General features: G+C 77.4%; 18 protein-coding genes. 4 read left to right on the forward strand and 14 right to left on the reverse strand.

Translation table 11 applies throughout. The features are described 5' to 3' along the window. Nucleotides 1-91 precede the first annotated feature (91 nt). Nucleotides 92-340 (forward strand): hypothetical protein, encoded by a 249-nt coding sequence (locus tag ACRYR7_RS10485; RefSeq protein WP_432572032.1) that lies wholly within the window; start codon nucleotides 92-94, stop codon nucleotides 338-340. A gap of 32 nt (nucleotides 341-372) precedes the next feature. Here ACRYR7_RS10485 and ACRYR7_RS10490 read toward each other — a convergent pair whose 3' ends face one another. The 7 genes from ACRYR7_RS10490 to ACRYR7_RS10520 all read right to left on the reverse strand — a co-directional run bounded on the left by ACRYR7_RS10490 (nucleotide 373) and on the right by ACRYR7_RS10520 (nucleotide 7,775). Further along, the gene (locus ACRYR7_RS10490) at nucleotides 373-1,392 is read right to left on the reverse strand and encodes a potassium channel family protein (protein ID WP_432572033.1); all 1,020 of its coding nucleotides are present in this window, start codon (nucleotides 1,390-1,392) and stop codon (nucleotides 373-375) included. Nucleotides 1,393-1,464: 72 nt separating this feature from the next. Further along, nucleotides 1,465-2,739, reverse strand: a complete 1,275-nt coding sequence (locus tag ACRYR7_RS10495) for a WD40 repeat domain-containing protein (RefSeq protein WP_432572034.1) — start codon at nucleotides 2,737-2,739, stop codon at nucleotides 1,465-1,467. Nucleotides 2,740-2,771: 32 nt separating this feature from the next. Then, complete coding sequence (locus tag ACRYR7_RS10500) at nucleotides 2,772-3,755, reverse strand: SDR family NAD(P)-dependent oxidoreductase (RefSeq protein WP_432572035.1); 984 nt, start codon at nucleotides 3,753-3,755, stop codon at nucleotides 2,772-2,774. Continuing rightward, on the reverse strand, nucleotides 3,752-5,272 hold the full coding sequence (locus ACRYR7_RS10505; RefSeq protein WP_432572036.1) for a flavin-containing monooxygenase: 1,521 nt from the start codon (nucleotides 5,270-5,272) through the stop codon (nucleotides 3,752-3,754). Before ACRYR7_RS10505 ends, ACRYR7_RS10500 begins: the two co-directional genes overlap by 4 nt. Before the next feature lie 11 nt (nucleotides 5,273-5,283). Further along, nucleotides 5,284-6,573, reverse strand: a complete 1,290-nt coding sequence (locus ACRYR7_RS10510; protein WP_432572037.1) for an FAD-dependent oxidoreductase — start codon at nucleotides 6,571-6,573, stop codon at nucleotides 5,284-5,286. After that, the gene (locus tag ACRYR7_RS10515; protein WP_432572038.1) at nucleotides 6,574-7,278 is read right to left on the reverse strand and encodes a class I SAM-dependent methyltransferase; all 705 of its coding nucleotides are present in this window, start codon (nucleotides 7,276-7,278) and stop codon (nucleotides 6,574-6,576) included. Beyond that, complete coding sequence (locus ACRYR7_RS10520; protein ID WP_432572039.1) at nucleotides 7,275-7,775, reverse strand: hypothetical protein; 501 nt, start codon at nucleotides 7,773-7,775, stop codon at nucleotides 7,275-7,277. Before ACRYR7_RS10520 ends, ACRYR7_RS10515 begins: the two co-directional genes overlap by 4 nt. A 135-nt stretch (nucleotides 7,776-7,910) precedes the next feature. On the opposite strand from ACRYR7_RS10520, the gene ACRYR7_RS10525 reads away from it, so the two are divergent. Continuing rightward, nucleotides 7,911-9,704 carry a thiamine pyrophosphate-requiring protein gene (locus ACRYR7_RS10525; RefSeq protein ID WP_432572040.1) on the forward strand — a complete coding sequence of 598 codons (1,794 nt, stop codon included), beginning with the start codon at nucleotides 7,911-7,913 and terminating at the stop codon, nucleotides 9,702-9,704. Nucleotides 9,705-9,736: 32 nt separating this feature from the next. Further along, on the forward strand, nucleotides 9,737-10,387 hold the full coding sequence (locus ACRYR7_RS10530) for a TetR/AcrR family transcriptional regulator (protein WP_432572041.1): 651 nt from the start codon (nucleotides 9,737-9,739) through the stop codon (nucleotides 10,385-10,387). Between the two features lie 6 nt (nucleotides 10,388-10,393). Here the strand turns inward: ACRYR7_RS10530 and ACRYR7_RS10535 are convergent, their stop codons facing one another. From ACRYR7_RS10535 to ACRYR7_RS10565, 7 genes are read right to left on the reverse strand one after another with little or no spacing between them, the layout of a single operon-like run. Further along, nucleotides 10,394-11,557: an ABC transporter substrate-binding protein gene (locus ACRYR7_RS10535; RefSeq protein WP_432572042.1), complete on the reverse strand. Its 1,164-nt coding sequence runs from the start codon at nucleotides 11,555-11,557 to the stop codon at nucleotides 10,394-10,396. After that, entirely contained in the window at nucleotides 11,554-12,324 is a 771-nt protein-coding gene (locus tag ACRYR7_RS10540) for an ABC transporter permease (RefSeq protein WP_432572043.1), read from the reverse strand. The genes ACRYR7_RS10535 and ACRYR7_RS10540 overlap by 4 nt, the downstream gene beginning before the upstream one ends. After that, entirely contained in the window at nucleotides 12,321-13,133 is an 813-nt protein-coding gene (locus tag ACRYR7_RS10545) for an ABC transporter ATP-binding protein (RefSeq protein WP_432572044.1), read from the reverse strand. The genes ACRYR7_RS10540 and ACRYR7_RS10545 overlap by 4 nt, the downstream gene beginning before the upstream one ends. Beyond that, a complete protein-coding gene (locus ACRYR7_RS10550; RefSeq protein WP_432572045.1) occupies nucleotides 13,130-14,149 on the reverse strand; it encodes an ABC transporter permease in 1,020 nt (339 codons plus the stop codon). The genes ACRYR7_RS10545 and ACRYR7_RS10550 overlap by 4 nt, the downstream gene beginning before the upstream one ends. Nucleotides 14,150-14,159: 10 nt before the next feature. Further along, nucleotides 14,160-15,200, reverse strand: a complete 1,041-nt coding sequence (locus ACRYR7_RS10555; protein WP_432572046.1) for a TIGR03842 family LLM class F420-dependent oxidoreductase — start codon at nucleotides 15,198-15,200, stop codon at nucleotides 14,160-14,162. Nucleotides 15,201-15,214: 14 nt separating this feature from the next. Beyond that, a complete protein-coding gene (hydA, locus tag ACRYR7_RS10560) occupies nucleotides 15,215-16,630 on the reverse strand; it encodes a dihydropyrimidinase (protein ID WP_432572047.1) in 1,416 nt (471 codons plus the stop codon). Next, nucleotides 16,627-17,475 carry a nitrilase-related carbon-nitrogen hydrolase gene (locus tag ACRYR7_RS10565; protein ID WP_432572048.1) on the reverse strand — a complete coding sequence of 283 codons (849 nt, stop codon included), beginning with the start codon at nucleotides 17,473-17,475 and terminating at the stop codon, nucleotides 16,627-16,629. The genes hydA and ACRYR7_RS10565 overlap by 4 nt, the downstream gene beginning before the upstream one ends. 125 nt (nucleotides 17,476-17,600) lie before the next feature. Here ACRYR7_RS10565 and ACRYR7_RS10570 point away from each other — a divergent pair. Beyond that, a partial coding sequence (locus tag ACRYR7_RS10570) for a helix-turn-helix domain-containing protein (RefSeq protein ID WP_432572049.1) occupies nucleotides 17,601-18,848 on the forward strand: 1,248 nt, incomplete at its 3' end.

The following is an 18,848-nucleotide window of genomic DNA, read 5'->3' on the forward strand; positions in this document are numbered from 1 at the left end:
CGCCGCCGCACCCGGGGGGCGCGGGGCGGTGCGCTGCTCCACCCGGGGGACACCCCGTTTCACGCCGCGGTGCGGCTGCGATGAGCAGCACGTGACCCAGACCGCAGCCCTCGAGCAGTGGTGGGCCTCGCTCGACGAGGCCCGCCGCCGCGAAGCCCTCGACATCGAGCCCGGCGACTTCCTCGCCGAGGTCGTCGCCCTGGACCTGATGCTCTACGGCGTGCACGTGCCCGACGTCGCCCTGGCGTGGGACGTCGACGGCCTGCAGCAGCGCGTGACGGTGCACGTGCAGCCGGCCGTGCTCACCGAGTTCCTCAGCGGGGTGCGCGCCCTGCGCTGAGGCCCGCCCCGTGCGGCGCGCCGGTGACCCGCTCAGAGCGGCGGCGCGCCGGTGACGACGTACAGCAGCAGGTCCCCCTCCCGCAGGGTCGCCACCTCCGGGTCGTTGTAGCGGTGGGGGCGGCCGGCGCGCACCACGGCGAGCACCGGCACGTCGAACGACTCCGGCGAGCGGCCGACCTCCGCGCCCGCCACGGGCCGCTCGGCGAGGTCCAGCCCGGTGCCGAAGGAGACGAGGTCCTCCACGACGTCCACGGCCGCGGGGCTGTCGGTGGCCATGCCCAGCAGCCGCCCGGCCGTCTCGGAGGAGACCACCACGGAGCTGGCGCCGCTCTGGCGCAGCAGCTCGGCGTGCTCGGCCTCGCGCGCCGCGGCCACCACGGTGACCGCGGGGTTCATGCGGCGCACCGCCAGGGTGGCCAGGATCGCGGTGTCGTCGCGGTCCAGGGCCACCACGACGCGGGCGGCGCGCTCGACCATCGCCGCCCGGAAGGTCGCCGAGCGCGTCGCGTCGCCGGTGACGGAGAGGTACCCGTCCTGCGCGGCGTCCGCGGTGGCCCGCGGGTCGCTGTCGACGATCACCAGGTGCGCGGCCTCGTGCCCGTGCAGGCGCAGCTGGCGCACCGCGCTGCGGCCCTTCGTGCCGTAGCCCAGGACGACGACGTGCTCGTGCATGCGGGCCCTCCAGCGGGCGAGGCGGATCTCGGTGCGGGAGCGCTCGGTGAGCGCCTGGATCGTGGTGCCCACCAGCACGATGACGAAGAGGACCCGCATGGGGGTCACGACGAGGGTGTTCAGCAGCCGGGCGCGCTCGCTGACCGGGACGATGTCGCCGTAACCGGTCGTGGTGAGGGTGACGGTCGTGTAGTAGAGCGCGTCGAGGACGGAGACCTCGCCGTCGGCGTTGTCGGTGTAGTCGCCGCTCTCCAGCACCACCATGCCCCAGGCCAGCACCACCAGCGCCAGCGCGATGCCCAGGCGCAGCGCGATGGCCCGCAGCGGGGAGACCGGCCGCCCGCGCGGCAGGCGCACCTTCACGTCCGGTTCGTGCACGCCCCCTGCCTACCGCCTCGCGGTGCCCGGCGCCCGTCGCAGCGCCGCAGCGCCGCAGCGCCGAGCCGGGGGTCAGCGCGCGGCGGCCCCCGGGGCGGGCGACCAGCGCGCCGGGCCGGAGGGGCGGGGGGCCGGCGGGCGGGGCCCGCGCCGGCGCGCCAGGCGGTGGGCCGCCAGCGCCGCGGCCCCCGCGGCGGCCAGGACCGCGCCGGCGCGCAGCGGCAGCGGCGCCCGCCCGCGGTCGGCCGGCGGGACGGCCGCGACGTGCTCGGCGCGCGCGGCCAGGCCGGTGGCCAGCCGCAGGCCGATCACGGCGTAGTTGCCGCGGGCGGTGGGCACGCGGGTGGAGGGGACCAGCGCGCCGGTGCCCAGGTCGGCGCGCGAGACGGTGAAGTCGGCGGCGGTGGCGCTGCTGCTCGCGCCGACGTCCTGCACGAGCACCTCGCGCGCCGAGCGCCAGGCCAGCAGGGCCTCGCCGGCGACGGGGGCCGGCACCGCCTCGCCGGTGGCGCCGGAGGCCGCCGCGAACGCGACCCGCCGGTCCTGCTGCACGGCCAGCAGCCGCCCGTCCGGGGACCAGGCCGCGCCGGCGACGAGCAGGCCGCCGGGGGCGGGCAGGGTGCGCCGCAGCGCGCCGTCGGGGCCCAGGACGTCGACCGCGCCGCCGGCGCGCTGCACGGCCAGCTCGGCGCCGTCGGGGGAGAAGGCGGCGGAGACGACGTCGTCGGCGCCGGGCACGGCGGTGGAGCGGCCGGTGCCGGTGTCGAGCACGTGCAGCCGGCCGCCGGGCGCGGCGAGGCGCTCGAAGGGGCCGGCGGGGGCGTGCGGCGCCAGGTGCGCCAGGCGGCGCGAGTCCGGCGACCAGGCCAGCGGCAGGACCGCCGCCGCCTCGGGCACCGCCAGGGTGCGCGTGCGCCCGGAGGCCGCGTCGACCAGCGCCACGTCCGCCGGCGCGGGGGCCGCGCTGCCCGGGGTCCCGGTGTCCCAGTCGCCCACGGCGACGGTGGAGCCGTCGGGGGAGGGCGCCATCGGCGCCGCGTCGCCCTGGGTGTCGCCGGCGCCGCGCTCGAGCGCGGTGCCCACCCGCCGCGCGGAGGCGCCGTCGGCGCCCACGGCCAGGGCCTGCGGCACGTCGCCGAGCTCGACGCCCAGGCCCTGCTGGTAGACGGCCAGGACCCGCCCGGGCGGGGCGTCGCCCAGGGAGCCGGTCAGGTGGCTGTAGCCGGGCAGCCGGGCCGGCAGGACGGGCTCCCCGCCCGTGGTGCCGGCGGGCTGCGCGGCCAGGGCGCCGCCGGCGGCCAGGACCGCCGCCGCGGCCAGCAGCGGTGCCCGGTGCGGTGCGCTCACCCGGCCAGGGTGCCCGGGTGCGCGCACCGCTGTCACGAGCGCGCGGGTGAACTCCCGGTGTCCGCCGCCACCGCGCCGGGCGCCGCGGCCCCGCCGGGGCGCCCGCGGTCGGGGCGGTGCGGGCGGGTGCGCCCGCGCCGCACGGCCAGGCGGGTGACCGCGGCGAGCAGGGCCTGGTGGGAGGCGGGGGCCACGCGGGCGACGAGGTCCGCCGCGAGCGTCTCGGGGCCGATGAGCACGCGGGCGCGGCGTCGGCGCACCCCCTCCAGCACGGCGGCCGCGGCGACCTCCGGCGGCATCCTGAGCAGCGCCTGGAACCCGAGCTGCTCCGCGCGCCCGCGCTCGGGGTCCACCCCGCTGCCCAGCCTGGCGTCGCGGGCGATGGCGGTGGCCACGCCGCCGGGGTGCACGCAGGTGACGCCGACCCCGGCCGGGGCCAGTTCCGCGCGCAGCGCCTCGCTGAACCCGCGCACGCCGAACTTGCTCGTGGCGTAGGCGACCTGGCCCGCGGGGGCGACCAGCCCGAACAGGCTGGAGGTGTTCACCACGTGCGAGCCGGGGGAGGCCAGCAGCGCCGGCAGCAGCGCGGAGGTGACGCGCACGGTCGCGACGAGGTTCACCTCCAGCAGCCAGCAGAACTCCTCGGGGCTCACCTGCCCGAACTCCCCGCCCAGGGCGACCCCGGCGTTGTTGACCAGCAGGGTGATCCGCTCGTGGTCGGCGCGCACGGCCTCGGCGGTGGCGGTGGCGGCGGCGCCGTCGGCGAGGTCGACCGTGCGCGCGTCCACGGCCAGGCCGGGGTGGCGCCCGCGCAGCTCCGCGCTCAGCGCCGCCAGGCCGGCCCCGTCGCGGTCCAGCAGCACCAGGGCGCTGCCGCGCCGGGCCAGCTCGCGCGCCAGCGCCCGCCCGATCCCGCCGGCGGCGCCGGTGACGACGGCGGTGCCGCCGGCGAACTCGTACGGCCCCGGCCCCGCCGGCCGCAGCAGCCGCCCCAGCCGGTCCAGCGGCGCCCTCACCGCGGGGCCCCCGCCGGTTCCGCGGCCGGGCGCTCCGAATCCCTCGTGGGTTCCGGGTGCTCCGGGGCTCCCGGGTCGGGCAGGCCCGCCAGCGGGGCGGTGGACAGCTCCAGGCCGCGGTCGGCGACGCGCCGGTGCCGCAGCAGCACCACGTCGCGCAGGTAGTCCTGGTGCAGCCGCCACGGGGTGCGGGTGCCCTGCGAGGGCAGCGCGGCCGCGCCCCGGCGCACGTACCCCGAGGCCAGGTCGATCAGCGGTGCGCGCCCGGGGTCCGGCGGCGCCTGCGGGGTGGCGGTCGTGGCGCCGGTGCGCCGCATGCGCAGCAGCAGCCGGCACACGAACTCGGTGACGAGGCCGACCTTCAGCGTCCAGGAGGCGTTGGTGTACCCGAAGGCGAACGCGAAGTTCGGCACCCCGGAGAGCATCGCGCCCTTGTAGACGACGCTGCGCGCCACGTCGACCCCCTCGCCGTCCACGCTCAGGCGCACCCCGTCGAACAGCGAGACGGACAGCCCGGTGGCGGTGACCACGACGTCGGCGGGCACCTCGCGCCCGTCGGCCAGGCGCAGCCCCTCGCGGGTGAAGCCCCGCACCGCGCCGGTGACCACCTCGGCGGCGCCGGAGCCGATCGCGCGGAACAGGTCCGCGTCGGGCACCGCGCACAGCCGCTGGTCCCACGGGGCGTAGCGGGGGGTGAAGTGCGCCATGTCGTAGCCCTCGGGCAGCAGCTCGCGCGCCGCCTGCAGCAGCTTGCCCCCGAAGTACCGCGGCGCCCGCCGCGCCAGCTTGTAGCTCGCCGCGCCCAGCGCGATGCGCCGCGCCCGCACCAGCCGGTGCGGCCAGCGCCCGGCGCGCCGGTCGGTGGAGGGCAGCGAGGCGATCCAGGTGGGGCTGCGCTGCACCATCGTCACCGACGCCCCGCGCTCGGCCAGCGCCGGCACGAGCGTGACGGCGGTGGCGCCGCTGCCCACGACGGCGACCCGCCGGCCGGCCACGTCGAGGTCCTGCGGCCAGTGCTGCGGGTGCACCACCCGCCCGCCGAACCCCTCGCGGCCGGGGAGGTCGGGGGTGTGCCCGCGGTCGTAGCGGTAGTAGCCGGTGCAGGCGAAGAGGAACCCGCACGTCAGCTCGGTGCTCGTGCCGTCGCTGCGCTCGACCCGCACGCGCCAGCGGCCGCGGGAGCGCTCGAAGTCGGCGGCCACCAGCCGGTGCCCGTAGCGGATCGCGCGGTCCACGCCGAACTCGCGGGCGGTGTCGGCGATGTACTCGCGGATGGCGGCGCCGTCGGCGATGGCGCGCCGGTCCGTCCACGGCCGGAACGCGTACCCCAGGGTGAACATGTCGGAGTCCGAGCGGACCCCGGGGTAGCGGAAGAGGTCCCACGTCCCGCCCAGGCGCTCGCGGGCCTCCAGCACCGCGAACGTCAGGCCGGGCACGAGCCTGCGCAGCTGGCAGGCGGCACCGATCCCGGACAGGCCGGCCCCGACGACCAGCACGTCGACGTGCTCCACAGTCACACCCCCAAGTTTCAACGCTCCGTCGACGCTGTCAACACGGTGTCGAGGAGCGGTGCCGGCGCCCGGTCGCCGCCGGAGCGGCGCATGGTGAACGCCCCGGCCAGCGGGTGGCGCAGCGGGCCGCCCAGCAGCGCGCGCACCAGCGCCTCGCGCGCGCGCCCCAGGCCCGCGCCCGCGGGCCGGCCCAGCACCGTGTTCAGCCCCGCGCGCCGGGCGGCGGTGCGCGCGGCTCGGGTGCGCTCGCGCTCGAAGCGCACGAACCCCCGCACCGAGCGCAGGTCCGCGCCGGTGCCCCCGGCCAGGACCCGCACCAGCAGCGGCACCAGCGCCTGGGCGTCCAGCCAGCCCAGCGTCATGCCCTGGCCGCCGATGGGGCTGATCTCGTGGGCGGCGTCGCCGATGAGCACCTGGCGGCCGGCGACCATCCGCCGGGCCAGGCGCCGGTGCACCGCGAACGCGCTGACGGCGCTGGCGGTGGCCGGGTCGAGCACCTCGCCGGTGCGCGCGGCCACCAGCGCCGCCAGCGCCTGCGCACTCGCCCCGGCGGGCGCGCCGGGCGCCGCGGGCGCCGCGGGCGTGGAGGGCGCGCCGGGCGCCGAGGGCGCGGCGCCGGTGTGCACCACCCAGCGCCGCCGCCCCGCGGGCAGCGGGAAGGACTCCACCACCCCGGCGGGCTCGAGGTGGATGACCGCGGTGCCCGCGTCGCCGGTGGTGTCGGCGAAGTCGCCCATGAGGTAGGTGTCCGGGTAGGTGCGCCCGTGCGCGCCGATGCCGGCGCGCTCGCGGGTGCCCCCGTGCGCGCCGTCGGCGCCCACCAGCACGCGCGCGCGCCAGGTGCGCACCGGCCCCCCGGCGCCGCGGGCGGTGACGTGCACCACGCCGCCGTCCTCGCGGGTGCCCAGCACCTCCCAGCCGCGCCGCAGCGCCGCCGGGGCGAACTGCCGCAGCCGCCGGGCCAGCAGCGCCTCGGTGCGGTGCTGCGGCAGGGTCAGCACGAAGGGGCGCTCGGGCCAGGCCCGCTCGAACCCCAGCGCGCCCAGCCGCCGGCCGCGGCTGCGGGCGACCCCGCGCTCGACGCGGGCGCCCAGCGCCAGCGCCTCCTGCTCCAGGCCCAGCGCGCGCAGCGCCAGCACCGCCGGCGGGTGCAGGCCGATGGCGCGCGAGCCGGTGCCGGCCGCCGTGCGGCGCTCCAGCACGACCACGTCCACCCCGCGCTGTGCCAGCGCGGCGGCCAGGAACAGGCCCGCCGACCCGGCGCCCACCACGAGCACGTCGTGCACGCGGCCCGCGCCCGGCGCCACTCAGCGGCCCCCGGCGTCGTGCAGCAGCAGGTTGCGCCCGGGCCAGGGCCGCTCGACCCGCCAGCCGGGCGGGGCGGCGGCGCCCAGCTCCGCGGCCGTGAAGCTGCGCCGGATCGACGTCAGCCCGTCCTCGCAGATGAAGGAGCCGGGGAAGAAGGGCCGGGTGCCGGCGGAGAAGAGGGCGTACGCCCAGCGGCTGCGGGCGATGTCGCTGTGCGCGGCCCGGCGCCGGGCCAGCACCCGGGAGTCCTCCAGCAGCGCGGCCAGGGCCGCGTCGTCCAGGTGGTGCAGCAGGTGGTTGGAGACCACCACGTCGAAGCGCTCCCCGCCGGCGACGAGGTCGCCGCTGAGCGCCCGGCGGAAGCGGACCCCGGGCACGGGGGGCCGCCGCACCGCCCAGGCGTGCGCGCGCTCGTCCGGGTCCACGCCGGTGACCTCCAGGCGGTACCCGTCGCGGCGCGCCCACCGGGCCAGGGCGCGCGCGAGGTCCCCGCCGCCGCAGCCGACGTCGAGCAGCGTGGTGGGCCGCTCGCGGTGCAGCAGCGGGCGCACGTGGCGGCGGTAGGTCACCTGCCAGCCGGCCACGACGGCGTTGACGAGGCGGAACTGCGCGTACGTGCGGTGCAGGGCGGCCAGGTCGCAGCCGGGGTCGTCCATCCGCTCCGCGGCGCACCGGTCGCGCCGCCGCAGCGACGGCGCGCTCACGGCGCCCCCGGTCCCGGTCCCGCACCGGACCCCGCTCCGGTGACGGGCACCATCGCCGAGCGGCTCGGGTCCCACACGCGCGGGGAGCGCCCGGCGTGCTCGGTCGCCAGCTGCTCGCGCACCTGCGCCAGGCTCAGGCCCGGGGCGGCCAGGCGGTGCTCGCCCAGCTCCTCGAAGCGGTCCTCCGCGAAGCAGTACGCCACCCGGTCCAGGGCGTTCATCTGCCGGACCGTGATCAGCTCGTCCACCAGGACGTCCTCGGGGACCTCCGCTGCGGGGTGCAGGCCCCGCGCGGCGGTGCGGAACTCCTCCCCGCGGGCGGTGTCGGTGAACGCGTACCGGTACGCACCGCCGCGGCCGTCGTCGCCGACCAGCCCGAAGCTCTGCCCGTGGCGCAGCAGGTCGCAGGACCAGTCCACGCGCCCGTCCGGCTCCTCGCGCTCCTGGTACCCGGCGACGCTGTAGCGCTGGTGGGGGTGGCTGGCCGGCAGGGACACGGTGCTCCTCGGGCGCGGACGTCGACGGCGACCATCGTCGGCCACCTCCCGCGCCGCGGCCACCCGTGCGGGGTGTGCCCGCGCCGGCGCGGGGTAGGGCAGGGGTGAGGAGACGCCCAGCCGAGGAGGACGACGGTGGCCGAGGAGCAGCGACTGGTCGCGGACCTGGTGGTCGAGCGGCTGCGCGCGTGGGGGGTCCGGCGCCTGTTCGGGCACTCCGGCGACGGGATCAACACGGTGCTCGGGGCGCTGCGGCGCCAGGGCGCCGGGCCGGAGTTCGTCCAGGCCCGGCACGAGGAGAACGCCGCCCTCATGGCGGTGGGGCACGCGAAGTACACCGGCGAGGTGGGGGTGGTCCTCTCCACCCAGGGCCCCGGGGCGGTGCACCTGCTCAACGGCCTGTACGACGCGAAGCTGGACAGCGTGCCGGTGGTCGCCGTCGTCGGGCAGCAGCAGCGCACGGTCCTGGGCTCGGAGTACCAGCAGGGCGTCGACCTGCAGACGCTGTTCGGCGACGCCACCGCGTACGTGCAGACGGTCCTGACCGCCGAGCACGCGCCGATGGTCCTGGACCGCGCGTTCCGCACCGCCCTGGCCCGCCGCCGCCCGTGCGCGGTCGTCCTGCCGCACGACGTGCAGCAGCTGCCCGCCCCGGACCCGCTGCCCCAGGAGCACGGGGTGGTCGTCAGCGCCCCGGAGTGGCGCCGCCCCCGGGTGCTGCCGCAGGAGGAGGACCTGCGGCAGGCGGCGCGGGTGCTGAACTCCGGCCGCAGGCCCGCCCTGCTCGTCGGCCAGGGCGCCCGGCGCGCCGGGGAGCAGGTGCGGGCGGTGGCCGAGCGCCTCGGCGCCGGCGTCACCACCAGCCTGCTCGGCAAGCCCTGGGTCGACGAGCGGCTGCCCACCAGCGCCGGCGTCATGGGGCACCTGGGCACCAGCGCCAGCGCGTTCGTCCTCTCCGAGTGCGACACGCTGCTGATCGTGGGCAGTGATGACCCGTGGACGGAGTTCTACCCCGCGCCCGGGCGGGCGCGCGCCGTGCAGGTCGACCTCGACACCCGCAACCTCGGCAACCGCTACCCCGTCGAGGTCGGCCTGCCCGGCGACGCCGCCGAGACGCTGGAGGCCCTGCTGCCGCTGCTCGACCCGCCCGCCGACGAGGACTGGCGCGGCCGCGTCACCGGCGCGGTGACGCGCTGGCGGACGCTGGCCGAGCGGCGCGCCGCGCTGCCGGCGCAGCCGCTGAACCCCGAGCTCGTCGTGCGCGAGCTCAGCCGGCGGCTGCCCGCCGACGCGCAGGTCAGCGTCGACGTCGGCTCCGTCACCTACTGGTACGCCCGGCACCTGACCCTGCCGCCGGGCGTGCAGGCGCACCTGTCCTCCACGCTGGCGAGCATGGGCTCGGCCCTGCCCTACGGCATCGCCGCCAAGCTCGCCGACCCCTCCCGCCCCCTGGTGGCGCTGGCCGGGGACGGGGCGGTGCAGATGAACGGCGTGGCCGAGCTCATCACCGTCGCCGGGATGTGGCGGCGCTGGGCCGACCCGCGGTTCGTCGTGCTCGTGCTCAACAACGGCGACCTGGCCGAGGTGACGTGGGAGCAGCGCGAGATGGAGGGCGACCCGCGCTTCGGCGCCAGCCAGCGGCTGCCGGACTTCCCCTACGCCCGCTACGCCGACCTGCTCGGGCTGCGCGGCATCCGGGTGGACGACCCGGCCGACCTGGGCGCCGCCTGGGACGCCGCGCTCTCGGCCGACCGCCCGGTGGTGCTGGAGGCCGTCGTCGACCCGGAGGTGCCGCTGCTGCCGCCGTTCCCGGCCGGGGAGCAGAAGCTCGCCACGATGCGCTCGGCGCTGGAGCAGGACGGCGCCGACGGCGAGCGCGCGCTGCGCCTGCTGGAGGAGCAGGCCCGCCAGGAGCGCGAGCTGGGCTGAACCGGCCCGGGGCGGGCGCCTAGGCTGCGGCGGTGACCCAGCAGGCCCCGCCGCCCCCGCCCGCCCGCGGCCGGCGCGCCGCGCGCCCGACCGGGGACGACCGCCAGCGCGCCATCCTGGAGACCGCCGAGCGGCTGCTGGACGAGCGCGGCTACGCCGGCGTCTCGGTGGACGACCTGGCGCGCGGGGCGGGGATCTCCCGGCCGACGTTCTACTTCTACTTCTCCTCCAAGGAGGAGGTGCTGCTGGCGCTGCTGGACCGGGTGGTGGCCGAGGCCCGCGCGCGCCGGCCCCGCGGTGACGGCGCGGGCGGTGACCCCGCCGCCCTGCTGCGCGGGGTCATCGCCGCGGCGCACGAGGCGTTCTGCGCGCACCGCGCCGTCACCCTGGCCGCCGCGCAGGCGCGCGCCACCAGCCCGGCGGTGCGCGAGGTGTGGTCCGGCGTCATGGAGGGTTTCGTGGCCGAGACCGCGGCGCTGGTCGAGGCCGAGCGGGCGCGCGGGGCCGCGCCGCCGGGGCCGCCGGCCCGGGACCTGGCGGTGCTGCTGAACTCCATGAACGAGCGGGTCCTGGAGTCCTGCTGCGCCGGGACCGGGCCGGCGGTGGAGCGGGGGCAGGTGGTGGACCTGCTGCTGTCCGTGTGGCTGCGCGCGGTGTACGCGCACCCGGGACCGCCGGGCTGAGGCGCCTCAGGCGCCGCCGGCGTTCAGCGTCACCGACAGCGGGGTGAACCCCTCCCCGGTGACGTCCACGCCCTCGGCGCGCAGCTCCTCCACGGCGCGCCGCGCGAACTCGTCGGTGCACGCGTCCGCGCCGGGGTCCTTGGCGATGACCGTCCGCCCCTCGGCGTTGCGGGTGTCGCGGGCGATGGCCACGGTGCGCTCCCACGCCGCCGGGTCCAGCACCCCCGCGCCCTCCGGCGCGGGCCACACGAGGCGGTTGACCTCGTTGACCTGCCAGAGCTGGTGGCTGGCGCCCAGGGTGGAACCCCGGGCCACCACCACGTCGCGGGCGGCCTGCGCGTCGTCGCGGGCCGCGGCCCACCCCTTCAGGGAGGCCTTGAGGAACGCCACCGTCTGCTCCTGGTAGGCGTCCTCGCCGAGCCGGGCGCTGTCCGCCCACACCGCGTCCTGCAGCATCGCGGTGCCGACCTCGTTGAAGTCCAGGACCGTGAAGTCCTCGGCGGTGAACAGCTCCCCGGTGCGCGGGTCCTGCGCCTCCAGCAGCTGGGCGTACTCGTTGTACGTCATGGCCTGCGCGGCGTCGACGTCGCCCTGCAGCAGCCCGAGCATGTCGAACTGCTGCTGCACCAGCGTCACGTCGCGCGAGGGGTCCAGGCCGGCGGCCGTCATGGCGGCGAACAACTCGTACTCGTTGCCGAACCCCCAGTTGCCGACCTTCTTACCGCGCAGCGCCCCCACCGAGTCGACGCCGGCCTCGGCGAAGGAGACCTGCAGCGTGCCGGAGCGCTGGAACACCTGCGCCACGTTCGTGATGGCGGCGCCCTGCTCGCGCGAGGCCAGCGCCTTGGGCACCCAGGCGATCGCGTAGTCCGCCTGCCCCTGGGCCAGCACGGTCTGCGGGACGATGTCCGAACCGCCCTCGAGGATCTGCACGTCCAGGCCCTCGTCGCGGTAGAAACCCCGCTCCAGGGCCGTGAAGTACCCGGCGAACTGCCCCTGGGTGACCCACTGCAGCTGCAGCTTCACCGGGGTCAGGCCGTCCGCGCCGGCGGTGGCGCCGGCACCGGCCCCCTGGTCGGCGCTGCCGCACGCGGCGGACCCCAGGGCCAGGCCGCCGGCCGCGGCGCCCAGCAGGGCGGTGCGGCGGCTGAGGGGGGAGCGAGGGTTCAACGGGACCTCCTGGTGGTGGGGGAGAGCAGCCGCTCGGCGAGCAGGGCGGCCAGGTAGAAGGCCAGGCCCAGGGCGACGGCCCCGAGCACGTACGCCCACGCCCGGGGGTAGGCGGTGGCGCTGGCGGCGGAGGTGATGCGCGAGCCCAGGCCGTCCTGGCGGCCGCCGAAGTACTCGGCGACCACCGCGGCGATCACCGCCAGCGAGGACGCCAGCCGCAGCCCGGTGAACACGAACGGCACCGCCCCGGGCAGGCGCACGTGCCGGGTGAACGCCCAGCCGGACACCGCCAGCGAGCGCGCCAGCTCCACGTGCACCGGGTCCACCCGGCGCAGGCCGCGCACGGTGTTGACGAACAGCGGGAAGAACACCGCCACGGCCACCACCAGGCGGCGCGGCACCGGGCTGGTGGAGCCGAACATCGCGTTGAACACCGGGGCCAGGGCGATGATCGGCATGGCGTTGGCCGCCGCGGACAGCGGGGAGAGCACCTCGTCCAGCAGCCGGAACCGCGCGGCCAGGACCGCGGCGACCACGCCCGCCGCGGACCCGGCGAGCAGGCCCACGGCGGCGGTGGTGCCGGTGGCCGCGGCCGCCCGCAGGACGTCGGGGGCCGCGCCGCCGAACGCGCCGGCGATCGCCAGCGGCGAGGGCAGCACGAACGTCGCCACGCGGCCGGCGACCACGACGAGCTGCCACAGCAGCAGCGCCGCGACGCCGACGAGCACGGGCGGCAGCAGCAGCCGGGTCCGCGCGCCGGGGTTCACCGGTCCTCCCCGCGCAGCGCGGGCGTGCGCGCGGGGTGCCCGCGCAGGACCTCGCGAACCCGCGTGATGGCGGCGAAGAACCCCGGGTGCTCGCGGGCGTCCTCGTCGCCGCCGGGCTCGTCGCGCCCGGGCAGGTCCACGTCGACGACGCCGACCACCCGGCCGGGCCGGGCGGACATGACGACCACCTGCGTGGAGAGGAACACCGCCTCGGCGATGGAGTGGGTGACGAACACCACCGTGGTGCCGGTGCGCCGGCGCACGGCCAGCAGCTCGGCCTGCATCCGCTCGCGGGTCATCTCGTCCAGCGCGCCGAACGGCTCGTCCATGAGCAGCAGCGGCGGTTCCTCCGCCAGCGCCCGCGCGATGGCCACGCGCTGCTGCATGCCGCCGGACAGCTCCGAGGGCCGGGCCCCGGCGAAGTCGCCCAGGCCCACCAGGTCCAGCAGGTGCCGGGCGCGCTCGGCGCGCTCGCGCCGCCCGACGCCGTGCAGCTCCAGCGGCAGCTCCACGTTGCGCTGCACGGTGCGCCACTCCAGCAGCCCGGCGGCCTGGAACGCGATGCCGTAGGCGTGCCGGCGCCGGGCCTCCCCGGCCTCCACGCCGCCGACCAGGACGCGCCCGGAGGTGGGGGTGACCAGGTCGGCGATGCAGCGCAGCAGCGTGGACTTGCCGCAGCCGGAGGGGCCGATGAGGGAGACGAACGCGCCCGCCTCGATCGTCAGGTCGACGCCGGAGAGGGCGTGCACCGTCCCGGCGGGGGTGGCGAAGCGCTGGTCGAGGGCCTCGACGCGGACGGCGGCGGTCACGGGGTCCTCCGGTTCGTGGGCTGGGTGCGCCGGTTCGGGGTGCGCCGGTTCGCGGTGCGCCGGTTCGCGGGCGCGGTGCGCCGGTGGGGGAGCAGGGCCGCCTCGAGCAGCGAGACGGCGCCGGCGGCGAGCAGGCCCAGCAGCGCCGCGCCCAGCACGGCCGCGTACAGCCGGCCCGGCGCCGAGGTGGCCTGCTGGGCGTACTCCAGGACCAGGCGGCCGGTCCCGCCGCGGGTGCCGGTGGAGATCTCCGCGACGATGGAGCCGACGACGGCCTGCGCGGCGGCCAGGCGCAGGGCGGGCAGCAGGAACGGCAGGCTGGCGGGCAGGCGCAGGCGCAGCAGCTCCTGCCGGCGGGTGGCGGTGAGGCTGGTGAACAGCTCCACCGCGGCCGGGGCGGGGGAGGCCAGCCCGCGCAGCGCGCCCAGGGCCACCGGGCAGAACGCCAGGTAGCCGGAGAGCACGACCACCGACATCCACGGCTGCCACGACAGCTGCGGCGTCAGCTGCAACCGCCCGCCCCAGCCGGCCACCAGGGGCGCGACGGCGATGACGGGCACGGTCTGGCTGAGCACCACGTACGGCAGCAGGCCCCGCTCGACCGGGCGCCAGCGCTGCATGAGCACCGCCAGCGCCACGCCCACCAGCGAGCCGAGCAGCCAGCCGCCGGCGGCCGTGCGCAGCGTGCCGGCGGCGGCGGCGAGCACCGCCCCGCCCACGGTGCGCGAGCCGGGCACGGCGACCTCGGGGGTGGCCAGGGTGCGCAGCACCTCCAGCACGCCGGGCATCGAGCGCGGGTCGGCCCGGGGCAGCACCCGCTGCCCGCCCACCTCCACCCCGGCCACCGGCCCGAACGCGCGGTACAGCTCCCAGGCGGCCAGCAGCACCAGCACCCCCAGCAGCGCGGCGCCGGTGCGCCGCAGCAGCGGTGCCGCCCCCGGGACGGGCGCACCCGCCCCGCCCGCCCCGCCCGGCGCGGGCGCCTGCGCGCGCGGGCCGGGCAGCAGGTCCGTCACGGCGCGGCCCTCACGAGACGGCGACGGCGGGCGGCGCGAGGGCGGGCAGGACCAGGTCGCCGTAGGCGCGCAGCGTCTGCTCCTTGGCGTCGTGCTGCAGGTACAGCGCGAACTGGTCCACGCCCAGGGACTCCAGGTCGCGCAGGCGCTGCACGTGCTGCGCGGCGTCGCCGAGCAGGCAGAACCGGTCCACGACCGCGTCGGGCACGAACGCGGCGTGCGTGTTGCCGGCCCGGCCGTGCTGGTTGTAGTCGTACCCCTCGCGCCCGGCGACGTAGTCGCTCAGCGCGGCGGGCACCCGCCCGCCGGGGCCGTAGCGCTCGACGAGGTCGGCGACGTGGTTGCCGACCATGCCGCCGAACCAGCGGCACTGCTCGCGGGCGTGCTCCAGCGCGCCGGCGGAGCCGTCGGTGACGTAGGCGGGGGCGGCCACGCACACCTTGACCGCGTCGGGGTCGCGCCCGGCGCGCTCGGCGGCCTCCTTGACGGTCTTGATGGTCCAGGCGGCGATGTCGGGGTCGGCCAGCTGCAGGATGAACCCGTCGGCGACCTCCCCGGTCAGCTGCAGCGCCTTGGGCCCGTAGGCGGCGACCCACACCTGCGTGCGGTTCGCCTCGTTCGTCGCCGGCGCCCACGGCAGGCGCAGCGTCTGCCCGCGGTGCTCCACGGGGCGGCCGTTGGCCAGCTCCCGGATGACGTGCACGGACTCGCGCAGCGTGGCCAGGGTGGTCGGCTTGCCGGACAGGGTGCGCACGGCGGAGTCGCCGCGGCCGATCCCGCAGATCGTGCGCGGGCCGTACATCTCGTTGAGCGTGGCGTACGTCGAGGCGGTCACCGACCACTCGCGGGTGGCGGGGTTGGTGACCATCGGCCCCACGACCACCTTGCGGGTGGCCTGCAGGATCGCCGAGTGGATCACGTACGGCTCCTCCCACAGCACGTGGGAGTCGAACGTCCACACGTGGCTGAACCCGTACGTCTCGGCCAGCCGGGACAGCTCCACCACCCGGGCCGCCGGCGGGGTGGTCTGCAGGACGACTCCGAAGTCCACGGTCCCTCCTTCCCTCAGCGCAGGTACTGCGACAGCCCGCGGGGCACGTAGCGCCCGTGCCCGGGCGAGCCCTTCCAGGTGCCGCGGTCGACGACGACGGTCCCGCGCGAGAGCACCGTGCGCACCGCGCCGGTCAGCTCGAAACCCTCGAACGCGGAGTAGTCGATGTTCATGTGGTGCGTGGCCGCGCTGATGCGCGTGGTGGCCGCCGGGTCGTAGACCACGACGTCGGCGTCCGAACCGGGCGCGACGGTGCCCTTCCTCGGGTACATGCCGAACAACCGCGCGGGCGTGGTGGCGCACGTCTCCACCCAGCGCTGCAGCGACAGGTGCCCGTCGACGACGCCCTGGTGCACCAGGTCCATCCGGTGCTCCACCCCGCCCATGCCGTTGGGGATCCTCGAGAAGTCCCCGCGGCCCAGCTCCTTCTGGTCGTTGAAGCAGAAGGGGCAGTGGTCGGTGGAGACCACCGCGAGGTCGTCGGTGCGCAGGCCCCGCCACAGGTCCGCCGCGTGGGGCTCGTGCCTGGAGCGCAGCGGGGTGGAGCAGGCGTACTTGGCGCCCTCGAAGCTGCCCGGCCCGCCGGCGCCGAGGTGGTCCTCCAGGGTGAGGTACAGGTACTGCGGGCACGTCTCGGCGAAGACGTTGGCGCCGGTGGTGCGCGCCCGCGCGATGCGCTCCAGCGCCTGCGAGGCGGAGACGTGCACCACGTACAGCGGGGTGCCGCCGGCGACCTCGGCCAGGGCGATGGCGCGGTTGGTGGCCTCCGCCTCCAGCGCCGCCGGGCGGGTCAGGCCGTGGAACACCGGGTCGGTGTCCCCGCGCGCCAGGGCCTGCTGCACGAGCACGTCGATGGCGGTGCCGTTCTCCGCGTGCATCATCACCAGCGCGCCGTTGTCGGTGGCGCGCTGCATGGCCCGCAGGATCTGCCCGTCGTCGGAGTAGAACACCCCCGGGTACGCCATGAACAGCTTGAAGCTGGTGACGCCCTCGTGGGCGACGAGGGAGTCCATCGCCTTCAGGGAGTCCTCGTCCACCCCGCCCAGGATCATGTGGAACCCGTAGTCCACGGCGCAGTTCCCGGCGGCCTTGGCGTGCCAGGCCTCCAGCGAGGCCTCGACGACCTCCCCGGTGCGCTGCACGGCGAAGTCCACGATCGTCGTGGTCCCGCCGAACGCCGCGGCCCGGGTGCCGGTCTCGAACGTGTCGGAGGCCTCGGTCCCGCCGAACGGCATCTGCATGTGCGTGTGCACGTCCACCCCGCCGGGCAGGACGTAGCAGCCGGTGGCGTCGATGCGCTCGTCCACGGCCAGCTCCGCGCCGGTTCCGGGGGAGAGCAGCGCGACGACGACCTCGCCGTCGATCAGGACGTCGGTGGGGGCGGCCCCGGTCGCGGTGACGAGGGTCCCGCCGGAGATCAGCGTCCTCACGGCCGCACCAGGTCGCCGTAGGAGTCCGGGCGGCGGTCGCGGTAGAACTGCCAGTCGGTGCGCGCCTGCCGGATCAGGTCCATGTCCAGGTCGCGCACCAGCAGCTCCTCGGAGGTGCTGCTGCCCTTCTCGCCCACGAAGTTCCCGCGCGGGTCCACGAAGTACGAGGTTCCGTAGAAGTCCACGGCGTCCTCGCCGAACTCGCCGGCCTCGCGCCCGACGCGGTTGGGCACCGCGACGAAGTACCCGTTGGCGGCCGCGGCGGTGGGCTGCTCCAGCTCCCACAACCGGTTGGACTGCCCCGGCTTGGAGGCGTTGGGGTTGAAGACGATCTCCGCGCCGGCCAGGCCGAGCGCGCGCCAGCCCTCGGGGAAGTGCCGGTCGTAGCAGATGTACACCCCGACCTTGCCGACCGCGGTGTCGAACACCGGGTACCCCAGGTTCCCGGGCCGGAAGTAGAACTTCTCCCAGAACCGGTCCAGGTGCGGGATGTGGTGCTTGCGGTACTTGCCCAGGTACCTGCCGTCGGCGTCGACGACCGCGGCGGTGTTGTAGAGCACCCCCGGCTGCTCCTGCTCGTACACCGGCAGCACCATCACCATGCCCGTCTCGGCGGCGATGGACTGGAACCGCTGCACGATCGGGCCGGGCACGGCCTGCGCGTACTCGTAGTAGGCCGCGTCCTGCACCTGCCCGAAGTACGGGCCGTGGAACAGCTCCTGGAAGCAGACCACCTGCGCGCCGGCGTCGGCGGCCTGGTGGGCGTACTCCTCGTGGACCTTGACCATGCTCTCCTGGTCGCCGGTCCACGACGTCTGGACCAGTGCGGCGCGCACCGTCGTCATCACGGCCTCCTGGGGTTCGGGGGAGTCGGCCCGGGGGTTCCCCGCGGGGTCCGAGCAGCATCGCCGCGGCCGGGGAACGGCGGCAAGGACCCGCCGCCGCGCGATCGGGCCCGTATGGTGTGCACGTGCACAACACCGGAAACGCGGCGGAAACCGCGGCCTCCGCTGCGGTGCGCTCCCTGCTGCTGGAGCTGCTGGCCGACGTCGACCGCCTCGCCGAGCGGTTCCTGTCGCAACTGGTGCAGCTCGTGCCGTACTCCGACGGCGCGGTGCCCCGCGAGGTGCTCCTGCGCGACGCGGTGAACACCTACGAGCGCGTCCTGCGCCGCCTGGTGGACCTGCCGGTGCCCGAGCGGCTGGTGCAGCTCTCGCGCGACGTCGGCCGCGACCGCGCCGCGCTGGACGTGCCGCTGTCGGCGGTGACCACCGGCACCCGGCTGCACTTCCGGGTGGTGTGGGAGGAGCTGGCCGAGCGGCTGCCCGCGCAGGCGCTGGCCGGTGCGGTGTCGCTGCCGGTGCAGCTGTGGCAGGCGGTGGAGGAGCACTCCGGCGACGTGCAGGTCGGCTACCACGAGGCGGCCACCGCGCTGGCCTACGAGCGCGAGCGCGACCGGCGCCGCATCCTCGCGGCGTTCCTGGCCTCCGACGGCGAGGACCCGGACCTGCTGGCCGGGGCCGCCGCGGTCCTGGGCGCCGGGCGCTCGGACGACGTGTTCGTCGCGCTGGTGCCGCTGCGCGCGCGCGGCGCGCTGGACCCCCTGCTGCGCCACCCCGGCGCGCTGCGGCCCGTCGAGCACCGCTCCGGCACCCTCGTGGTGGGGCACCGCCCGCGCGGGGCGTGGCCGCTGGAGGGGCCGGGCCTGCCCACGGTGCCGGCCCCGCTGCTGGCGGTGCCGTGCGGGGTGGGCCCGCTGGCGCGCGGCCTGGCGCGCGTGCCGCGGGCGGTGCGGGTGGCCGAGCAGGTCGCCGCCGCGCTGCCGGCCGGCGCGCACGGCCCGGCCCGCCTGGCGCAGGTCGCCCTCGACGTCGCCGTCACCCAGCTCGGCGCGGTCGGCGAGGACGTGGCCCGCGAGGTGCTCGGCGAGCTGCTGCTCCTGGCGCCCCCCGAGCGCGAGCGGCTGCTGGAGGCGCTGGACGCCTTCGCCGCCACCGGCTCGGTGGCCGCCACCGCCGCGCGCACCTACTGCCACCGCAACACCGTGCTCAACCGGCTGCGGCGGGTGGGGGAGTGCACGGGCCTGGACGTCACCGTCCCGCAGCAGGCCGCGGTGCTGCTGCTGGCGGTGGCGGCCTGGCGGGGGGGGGGGGCCCCCCCCGGGGGGGCCGCCCCCGCGCCGGGGGGCGCCGCGGGGGGGGGTGGGTGGTTGGTGTGG

This window comes from Kineococcus gurbantunggutensis, assembly GCF_050871925.1.
GTDB lineage: Bacteria > Actinomycetota > Actinomycetes > Actinomycetales > Kineococcaceae > Kineococcus.

What these genes read in the sequence shown, in the direction of transcription:
- ACRYR7_RS10565 (WP_432572048.1), bottom strand. Translation starts at nt 17,475, where the DNA reads ATGACGACGGTGCGCGCCGCACTGGTCCAGACGTCGTGGACCGGCGAC.